The sequence below is a fragment of the Vibrio sp. 1167 genome (assembly GCF_033340375.1).
In the GTDB taxonomy this organism is placed as follows: domain Bacteria; phylum Pseudomonadota; class Gammaproteobacteria; order Enterobacterales; family Vibrionaceae; genus Vibrio; species Vibrio alginolyticus.
The window spans coordinates 168,551-178,236 of record NZ_JAWOWK010000009.1 but is presented as its reverse complement, the minus strand read 5'-3'; the positions used below and the strand labels follow the sequence as shown (position 1 = coordinate 178,236).

5 protein-coding genes are annotated in these 9,686 nt (G+C 42.5%); 2 read left to right on the top strand and 3 right to left on the bottom strand.

The genetic code is table 11. The features are described from left to right. Positions 1-262: 262 nt before the first annotated feature. Complete coding sequence (locus R7Z78_RS18540; protein ID WP_104976089.1) at positions 263-2,896, top strand: bifunctional acetate--CoA ligase family protein/GNAT family N-acetyltransferase; 2,634 nt, start codon at positions 263-265, stop codon at positions 2,894-2,896. Positions 2,897-2,973: 77 nt separating this feature from the next. On the opposite strand, the gene R7Z78_RS18535 is transcribed toward R7Z78_RS18540, so the two are convergent. Next, on the bottom strand, positions 2,974-3,861 hold the full coding sequence (locus R7Z78_RS18535; protein ID WP_033907071.1) for a LysR family transcriptional regulator: 888 nt from the start codon (positions 3,859-3,861) through the stop codon (positions 2,974-2,976). A gap of 231 nt (positions 3,862-4,092) precedes the next feature. Here R7Z78_RS18535 and R7Z78_RS18530 point away from each other — a divergent pair, with 231 nt between their 5' ends. Continuing rightward, on the top strand, positions 4,093-6,231 hold the full coding sequence (locus R7Z78_RS18530) for a TonB-dependent hemoglobin/transferrin/lactoferrin family receptor (RefSeq protein WP_104976090.1): 2,139 nt from the start codon (positions 4,093-4,095) through the stop codon (positions 6,229-6,231). A 335-nt stretch (positions 6,232-6,566) separates the two neighbouring features. Here the strand turns inward: R7Z78_RS18530 and galE are convergent, their stop codons facing one another. Together galE and R7Z78_RS18520 are read right to left on the bottom strand one after the other, a co-directional pair. After that, positions 6,567-7,583 carry a UDP-glucose 4-epimerase GalE gene (gene galE, locus R7Z78_RS18525; RefSeq protein WP_005376309.1) on the bottom strand — a complete coding sequence of 339 codons (1,017 nt, stop codon included), beginning with the start codon at positions 7,581-7,583 and terminating at the stop codon, positions 6,567-6,569. Between the two features lie 54 nt (positions 7,584-7,637). Continuing rightward, on the bottom strand, positions 7,638-9,596 hold the full coding sequence (locus R7Z78_RS18520; RefSeq protein WP_017634155.1) for a diguanylate cyclase domain-containing protein: 1,959 nt from the start codon (positions 9,594-9,596) through the stop codon (positions 7,638-7,640). Positions 9,597-9,686: the final 90 nt, after the last annotated feature.

Genomic DNA, 9,686 nt, shown 5'->3' with positions numbered 1-9,686 from the left:
AAGCCGATGATTGCGATTTTTTTCATGAAGTAACAAATGCTCTGGATAAATATTACGATAAATCATGCCGATAGCAGGGCCGTTTATCAAGCATCAAATACAATAATCTGTGATTTTGATGTGATGAATAACACAAACTCCATAAGCATCGTACACATTTTCTGCAATGTCTGGTCTGAAGATGTTTTATCAGTAAATTATTCGTTTATGATTGATATGAAACCGAGAAGCCAACGTGACTTACAAACGGCTAGGAGTCAGCATGAATAAACTACATAAACTCTTTAAACCCAACTCTGTGGCCGTTATTGGGGCATCTCAAAAAGCATTGCGAGCAGGACATGTTGTGATGCGCAACCTTCTACAAAGTGGATTTGGTGGCGCGATTATGCCAGTAACGCCGCGATATAAAGCCGTATCTGGCGTGATCGCTTACCCTGATGTAGCTTCCCTGCCCTATACGCCAGATATTGCAATTTTGTGTACGAACGTTTCACGTAACGAGCAGTTGCTTAAAGAGCTAGATGAGAGAGGCACACCGTTTGCGATTGTTATCTCTGATGACCCTAAGCCTTTAGATATTTCATCATTGAACATTCGAGTTTTAGGCCCAAACAGCTTAGGTATCATCCTTCCTTGGCACAATTTTAACTGCACGTTTTCCCCTGTCGCAGCTAAACCCGGAAAAATTGCTTTCATCTCACAATCCGCGGCGGTTTGTACCACTGTTTTAGACTGGGCAAATGATAAGAACATTGGTTTTTCTTCGTTCATTTCGATTGGGCGCGGACAGGATATCGATTTTGCAGATTTGCTCGACTATTTGAGTATGGATGGAAACACAGAAGCTATTCTGCTTTATGTTGATAATATCCAAGACGCTCGCCGATTTATGTCTGCTGCGCGCGCCGCTTCACGTAACCGACGTATATTGGTGCTAAAAGCGGGCCGCTCTAAAGAGATGAATACTTTTGAGCAGCAAGACGGAGATACACTTGACGTAATTTACGATTCTGCTATTCGCAGAACTGGTATGTTACGAGTCAGCAATACGCATGAGCTTTTTGCCGCGGTTGAAACACTCACGCATTCTGTGCCACTTCGTGGAGAGCGTTTAGCGATCATTACCAATGGCGGCGGCCCTGCTGTTATGTCCGTTGATACTTTGATTGAACGTGGTGGCCAACTCGCAACGCTTGATGACGCTTCCATTGAGCAATTACAAGCAGTACTTCCATCCAACTGGCGTGCTCGAAATCCAATTGATCTGTCTGGTGACGCAACCCAAGAACGCTATATTGATACCATTAACGCACTGATGAATAACGACTGTGCAGATGCGATATTAATTATGCATAGTCCTTCTGCTGTTTCTGATCCTCTTGAAACTGCTCAAGCCGTTATTAATTCAATCAAATCTCACCCTCGGCATAAGCATTTTAATATCTTGACCAACTGGTCAGGAGAACAAACGTCGAGAGAGGCACGACTGGCATTTACTCAAGCAGGTATTCCAACCTATAGAACACCTGAAAGTGCGGTTGTAGCATACATGCACTTGGTCGAATACAGACGAAACCAGAAACAACTAATGGAAACGCCAACGACGGCAGAGCCATTACATTCTGGAAGTGTGAGTTCAGCAAAAGAGTGGGTAAACGAACGACTACTGGATAAAAACACAGTCACCTTGGATACGCATCAAACCAGCCCATTATTTAAGCTGTTCGGGTTTAACGTTTTGCCTACGTGGATTGCATCTGACGACATTGAAGCTGTTCATATGGCAGAAAATATTGGATACCCTGTTGCGGTTAAATTACGTTCTCCAGACATTCCTCATAAATCGGATGTTCACGGTGTCGCTCTAAATTTAAGAAACAGTCGAGAAGTTTCCAACGCAGCGCTATCCATTTTAGATACCGTAAAGCTCAGTTACCCTTCCGCCAATGTACATGGGCTGTTAGTACAAGGGATGGCAAAGCTCGGCAGCGCTGAAGAGCTACGGATTAGTATTGCAGTAGATAAAGTCTTTGGACCAGTGATCTTGCTTGGTCAAGGCGGCTCTGAGTGGAATATCGCCCAAGATGCCGTCGCTGCACTTCCTCCTTTGAACATGACGCTTGCGCGCTACCTTGTCGTTGTTGCCCTAAAGTCTGGAAAGATTCGCCTGCAGAAACACAAAGATGCGCTCGATATTACTGAGTTGTCGAAGTTCTTGGTTCGTATCTCCCAAATGGCAGTTGAGTTACCAGAAATACAAAAACTGGATATCCATCCAGTGCTAGTGTCCGGAAGCGATTTAACTATCCTTGATGCAGATGTCACACTGTGTAAATACGAAGGAGACGCCCAAAAACGGCTAGCGATTCGCCCTTTCCCGGCAGAGTTTGTCGAAACTGTAACGCTTCGAGATGGCCAACCTATCCTGCTTCGCCCTATCTTGCCTGAGGATGAGCCGCTGCATGCTCAATTCATTAATAGCGTATCGAAAGAAGATCTCTATAAGCGTTTCTTTTCTGAAGTTGGAGAGTTCAACCATGAGGCTTTGGCAAACTTTACTCAAATCGACTACGACCGCGAAATGGCGTTTGTTGCGGTAGCGTTTAATACTGACGGACCGTCTATCATAGGGGTAGCCCGCGCATTGATTACACCAGACAATAGTGACGCTGAGTTTGCTATTTTGGTTCGTTCAGATTTGAAAGGAAAAGGTTTAGGCAAAGTGCTGATGCAGAAAATAATCAGCTATTGCAAAATTAAAGGCACAAAGCAAATGTCTGGAATGACCATGCCAACAAACAGAGGAATGTTGATGTTGGCTCAGAACTTGGGGTTTGAGATCGATGTCCAGTTTGCAGACGGTACGGCAGATATGGTGCTCCCTTTAAATTGAAAAGCGCAGCATTAGCGATGACTTTTACTTCTTACATTCGGTAATCAATGGGAATCTAAGAAGTAAAAGTTACGTTGTTACTTTAGTTTCCAATTCTTTTTTAAGTACTGAATACACCAGGATTTTGCCTCACCCATAGTGTTCCGGCGCCATGCCAAAATAATATTCATCGGCTGTTCTTCAGTGCCTTCGATTCGTTTCAATACACCACTATCAATAAGAGGTTGTGCAATTTGGCTTGGTAATGTACCAATACCTAAACCTGCAGTGAGCGCTTCTACTTTTGCCGTAAAGTTGGTGACGGTCAAGCGAGGCTGTTTTTGAATAATATTAATTGAGAGCGCGGGTTGCTCACGTGCGGTATCTGCAATAGCAATGATCCGATACTTTTCTCGCGCTGCTTCATCAAACTTACCACTACGCTTGTGAACATAGTGATCAGCGGAAGCTACCCAATACATACTCATTTTACCAATTTTTTCTGACTTAACTTCTTGAGGAAGCGTATCCAGTGATGGGCAAATCAGTAAATCAGCTCTCCCCGTATTCAACGACTCCCAGCTACCAGCCAGAATCTCCTCTTGCAGCCTGACTCGAGTTGAGCTGACCTCGGCCAGCGCATCAACCATCGGGAAAAAGTTGGATATAGGAATAATGCCATCGAAGGCAATGGTAATATCCAGTTCCCAGCCATTCGCCAATAACGTTGCATCGTTCACTAACTTTTCACTGGCTTGTAAAATGGCTCTTCCTCTTTCAAGAATAAGCTTACCTGCTTCAGTAAAATGGGCTTTGTGACCAGAGCGATCGAAGATAATAATGTCTAAGTCTTGCTCGAGTTTCTGGATTTGATAGCTCAGCGATGACGGGGCTCTGTCTAACTCATTCGCAGCAGCAGCAAAACTCCCTCTTCGATCAATAGCATCTAGAATATGGAGTGCTTCTAACGTAATTGGACTCTGCACATGGCCTCTCTTAATGTGACATTTATCACATTCGTTGTATTTGGATGAACTTATCAAGAACTAACGACAAATTATATAACATATTGATAACTAAAGACTAGGAATGCTAATAGCCTAAGAAGAAGATTCAATACAAATCAATAAATGACAATGGTAATGATAGTAATTACCATTTATATCCATTAATATCCGCGTGTTGTTACCTATTATGGATCTAAGGTATTGAAGCCAATGTATAAAAAATCAATTTTGTCAGCCTCCATTTTAGTTGCCCTTTCCCATACTGCTTATGCGGAAGAAGCTTCTAAGTTTGAAGAAATCGTTGTGTCGGCCACCCGTACCAACCAAACCATAAACACTGTTGCTGCTTCTGTTGCTGTTGTATCAGAGAAAGACATCGAAGAAAACATGGTAAAGGACTTGAATGATCTATTCGAGTATACGCCAGGTGTTACTGTTAATGGCACTCAACGCCAAGGCGTCCAAAGTATTAACATTCGCGGGATGGAAGGTAAACGAGTTAAAATCTTAGTAGACGGTGCATCTCAACCAGGTGTATTCAGCGGTGGACCATATTCGTTTATCAATTCTAGTGCCGTTACTGTCGCCCCCGATATGCTAAAGAGTGTCGAAATTGTTAAAGGAGCAGCTTCTAGCCTACATGGTAGTGATGCAATTGGCGGTGTTGTCGCATTCGAAACAAAAGATCCGAAGGATTTCCTCAAAGATGGCAAAGACTTTGGTGGTCAAGCTAAACTCTCTTATTCATCGGAAGATAACTCTTTTAGTGAGCATGTAGCTTTAGCAAAGCGTTTCGGTAGTACAGAAGCACTTGTAGCCTTTACACGCCGTGATGGTGCAGAGCTACAAAATTTCTCTAAGGCGCCTTACGATAACTATTCTGTGGACAACCAAGATTATTACAAAAACGATCTATTGGTAAAACTTCAATCTCAATTGAATGACGCTCATCGCTTGGAGTTTTTGGGAGAAGTTATTTACAACGAGACTGACTCAGAGATCGCACATAAAAGTTACAAAAACTTCAACGCTGAAGACACAACCAAGCAAAATCGCATTGGGCTCAAGCACATTTGGTTTGCAGATGCAGCTATCTCGGATACGATCACGTCCAAGCTTACATGGATTGGTAAAGAAGAAAACGGCGTCTCTAATCGCTTTATCGAAGCTAGCCCTGGTTACCCACCTTACGTACCGCCTAGTGGTGACAACCAACAGAAAAAAGATTACGAATATACTGAAGACAAATTTGAATTCGAAACTCAGTTAGATAAAGAGATTCAAAATCACTATATTGTTTACGGAATATCGTACAAACATAGTGACATCAGTAATACCAATCGCGAGTTTAATTCCGATCCTGGCACGCCAGATACTGTTTACGTTTACACACCGGATGCAAAAGAAGAAAGCTTTGGTTTATTCTTGCAAGATGAAATTTCGCTTCTTAATGACAAGCTAATTCTGACTCCAGGTGTGCGTTACGATTACTTCTCTACTAATCCTTCAAATACTTCTGAAGAGTCATTCGAGAAGTTTAGCGACTCTGCATTAACTGGTCGTTTAGGAGCGACTTACTCTGTATCGCAACCTGGCACGATCTTCGCGCAAGTGAGCCAAGGGTTCCGAGCGCCATCGTTCGACGAGCTTTACTACACTTACGATAATCCGGCTCATGGCTATACCAACCGCCCTAACCCAAATTTGGGATCTGAAAAGAGTTTGTCTTATGAACTTGGTTACCGTCATAACACTGCAGCGTCTGCAACTGAAGTAGCGTTCTACTACAGTGATTACAGTGACTTTATTGAGCAAACGTCATCAAACAATGGTGGTTTAACTGAATTCACAAATATCAATATTAGTGAAGCAAACATTAAAGGGGTTGAGCTCTCTAACCGTCTTGATTGGCATGCCATTGCTGGTCTTCCATCAGGCGTGACAACTCGCTTTGTTGCAGCATACACAGAAGGTGAAGATGGTGATGGTAATCCTTTGAACAGTGTAAACCCATGGAATGCCGTAGCTGCTGTAAATTACGATTCACCAAATGCACTTTGGGGGACAAGCCTAAAAGTAAACTACACGGCTAAGAAATCGAACAGTGATATCAACTCTGATGGTGATAAAGGCGGAATCAAAGACCAAGTTGCTTTGCCGTCTGCGACAGTCGTTGACTTAACGGCGTACTACAAACCAATGAAAGATATAACCATTCGTGCTGGTGTTATGAATCTAACGAATGAAGAATACCATCTTTGGAACGATGTTCGCGGTAAGACTGAGTTAAGTCGAGACAAAACGCAAGCTGAGCGTAATTATAACATTAGTGTTAAATACGAGTTCTAAACCTTAAAAACACAAAAGCCAGCGTAATGCTGGCTTTTTTTATGGCTTTCATTTCAAAAATGTAAAGAAAAGTATGAAAAATGAAAGTTTACTGTTTTGCCATCTCTTTTTTCACCATTACTGCTGCTGCAATGATGAAAGTGATGATCAGACCGAGTTCCATGAACTACCCCAATAGCTATGAGAAAATTTATAACCCAAATTAAGAGTCGGGCATAGTTTAACAGCTCTATATATACTTGCTACCTTTTAACCAGTAATTTACGATTTTTTCCGATTTGGATCAAAAAAGACGCAATTACGCGCCTTTTTGTTACTATTTTGTAAATTAAAGATTAGGCATCTGGATAACCTTGAGGGTTAGTAGACTGCCAGCGCCATGTATCGCCAGTCATTTCTTCTAGAGTGCGAGTTGCTTTCCAACCTAACTCATTCATCGCTTTTGATGGATCCGCCCAACACTCTGCAATATCACCTGGACGACGCTCAACAAGTTGGTATGGGACATCTTTACCACTTGCGGCTTCAAATGCTTTCACCATGTCCAGTACACTGTAGCCGTTACCAGTACCGAGGTTATAGATATGAAGGCCAGCTTTGCTACCTACTTTTTCTAATGCAGCAACGTGACCATCAGATAAGTCCATTACATGAATATAATCACGTACGCCTGTGCCATCTTTGGTCGGATAATCACTACCAAACACAGAAAGGAACTCTCTGCGCCCTACCGCAACTTGAGAAACAAACGGCATTAAGTTGTTTGGAATACCTTGAGGATCTTCACCTAGCTCGCCTGTTGGATGTGAACCTACCGGGTTAAAGTAACGAAGAAGTGTAATGCTCCAGTCAGGGTTCGCATTTTGGAAGTCGGTTAAACACTCTTCTACCATTAATTTGCTGCGCCCATATGGGTTAGTTGCGCTAGTTGGAAAGTCCTCTGTGATGGGTACAGAAGCAGGATCACCGTATACAGTCGCTGATGAACTAAATACCAACGATTTAACTCCGGCTTCACGCATTGCATCAACCAATACTAAAGTGCCATTAACGTTGTTGTCGTAATACTCTAAAGGTTTTGCTACAGACTCACCGACGGCCTTTAAACCAGCAAAATGGATAACAGCTTCAATATTGTGCGACTTTAGTGCTTCTACCATCGCCAATTTATCTCTGATATCGGCTTTAATGAAGGTTGGCTTTACACCACATACCTTTTCAATTCGATCTAATACCGTAGATTTACTGTTGTACAGGTTGTCAAGAATCACTGGCGTCATGCCAGCTTCGATCATTTGAATACACGTATGACTACCGATATAGCCCATACCACCCGTAACGAGTACTTTCATTTTATTATTCCTTCTGACGCGAATTGGGTTAGTTTAAAGCTTTGACGTTACGATTTAAACTGTCTCTTGTAATTCGCATCCCATTAATATTGCTTGGCCTTTTCCGGCTTTCTTTGCTTGATACATTGCCGTATCCGCACTTTTTAAAACTCGAGTAGCATCGCGCTCATTTACGCCGACTAATTTTACGCCGATACTAACGCCAACTTTGAGTAAGTGACCTTTGTACTCAATTGGAGCACATATGCTCTCGAGCAACTGTTCTGCTATTCGGGTGACCACTTTTTGATTGGCGGGATTTACCAACATGACAAATTCATCACCAGAAAGTCTTGCGATTAAATCACTATGTCTCGTCGCAGATGTTAGACGCTCGGAAACTTTTTTCAAAACTTCATCACCTGCATCATGACCGTAGGTATCGTTAACTTCTTTAAATCCATCCAGATCGAGGTACAAAACTGCAAATTCGTCACGCAAGTATCCAGAGCGTTGTACTAGTTGTTCCAACTCTAAATGGAACTTAGATCGATTGGCTAACCCCGTTAAAGCATCGTGATGAGCTAAATGCTCTAATCGTTCCATCTCTTTTGCGCCGGAAAGGTCGGTAAGAACAATAACCAGATCATAGAAACCATAGTCTTCACACTTAACGATACGATTGACTCGAGCAAACATCGGTACAAACTGACCAATATGGTTCTTCTCGATAACTTCACCTTGCCAAACGCCATAATTTTCTATCGACTCGATGATACTAGGCATCATTTCCTGTAACTTGCGCCACTTTAGCGTTTGGATGAATGACTTCCCAATAAGCTGATCCACCTCTAAGCCGACTAACTTAGTGACGGCAGGGTTTGCCATCGTAATGACACCGCGATGATTAAGAACAATGAGACCATCTTGGCTGCTTTCAAAGACACGTCCCGCAACACGTTGCCGGTTTATGGCTTCTTCAATTTCGGTGATATCTTGAATCGAAAACAGTAAGTATTCATGTGTCGAGAGGCGACGACTGGTTAGGCTCAACTGCTGTTCGTTATCTGCATTTTTGAGGTGAATATCATCGCACTCTAGGCCTCGACTCAGGATCTGACTCAGCTCATTCGGTGTTTTGGTTTTAATTAGATCACGAATATTGGCGTATTTAAGTTCATCTAATTTTTTTTGAAATATTTGCTGGGTCGCCGTATTACAATGAATAACACGTCCGGAATTGTCTGTAATAACTAATGCATGCTGAACAGATTCGATAACCTCTTCTGAAAATGCGCGCTTTTGTTCTAGTGTGTCTAGCGAATGTTGCCGCTGCTTCTCACGTACTGTTAACCTATTCATCATTTGATTGAAAGAGCTCGCGAGGTCTCCAATTTCATCCTTGGCGTAATAGCGAGCTTGATGTTCCGTGTTTCGTCCGTGTGTCACATTCTCTATTACGCGGTTGAGTTCCATCACGGGCTTGAGAACAAGCCTCTCGATACTTATGTAAAAAACAGTGCCACCAGCGATCAGAAACAGAAGAAGTAAAGCGCCATCTTGAAGTGAAGATTGTATGGCTTCTACAATTGGGCGATGAGAAAGCGTAACTCTCATGCTACCAATGACATAGCCATCATGGATAATCGGCTCTAGAACATAAAGAAATTTGGTTGATAAGGCATAGCCTAGAGCGTGCAACCTACTTCTTTCGGTTTGACTTGGAACGGGTGCTAGTGCCCCACTTATCTCCATAACAGCGAATGGTTGGTCATCTTGGTCGTAAAGTTTGACCCGCGTTACATTTGGCTGGTTTAAAAAGTTGGCGAGAATAGTTTGAGCTTTTTGCTTGTCCTTTGTTGTCAGCGCATCTTTAATTGAGAAAGAAACATTGTTAATCAGCTTTCTTGTCTGCTCGACCAGTTCATGCTTAGACGATTGGTATACAGTATACGAGGTGTAACCTTTTGAGATAACAAAGATAGCCGTTAAAAAGACCAGAAGAGGCCAAATAAGCTTCGCTCGTAATGACATATATATTCCTGTCGCAGACAACCACAAAAATGACAGAAGAACCATTATGCAATCTATCACCCATGAAGGGCGACAAGATTAACACGATGC

Bases quoted from the DNA above. Each gene is read 5' to 3' on its own strand.
- R7Z78_RS18520 (WP_017634155.1), bottom strand. From the start codon at position 9,596: ATGTCATTACGAGCGAAGCTTATTTGGCCTCTTCTGGTCTTTTTAACG.
- R7Z78_RS18530 (WP_104976090.1), top strand. From the start codon at position 4,093: ATGTATAAAAAATCAATTTTGTCAGCCTCCATTTTAGTTGCCCTTTCC.
- R7Z78_RS18540 (WP_104976089.1), top strand. From the start codon at position 263: ATGAATAAACTACATAAACTCTTTAAACCCAACTCTGTGGCCGTTATT.
- galE (WP_005376309.1), bottom strand. From the start codon at position 7,583: ATGAAAGTACTCGTTACGGGTGGTATGGGCTATATCGGTAGTCATACG.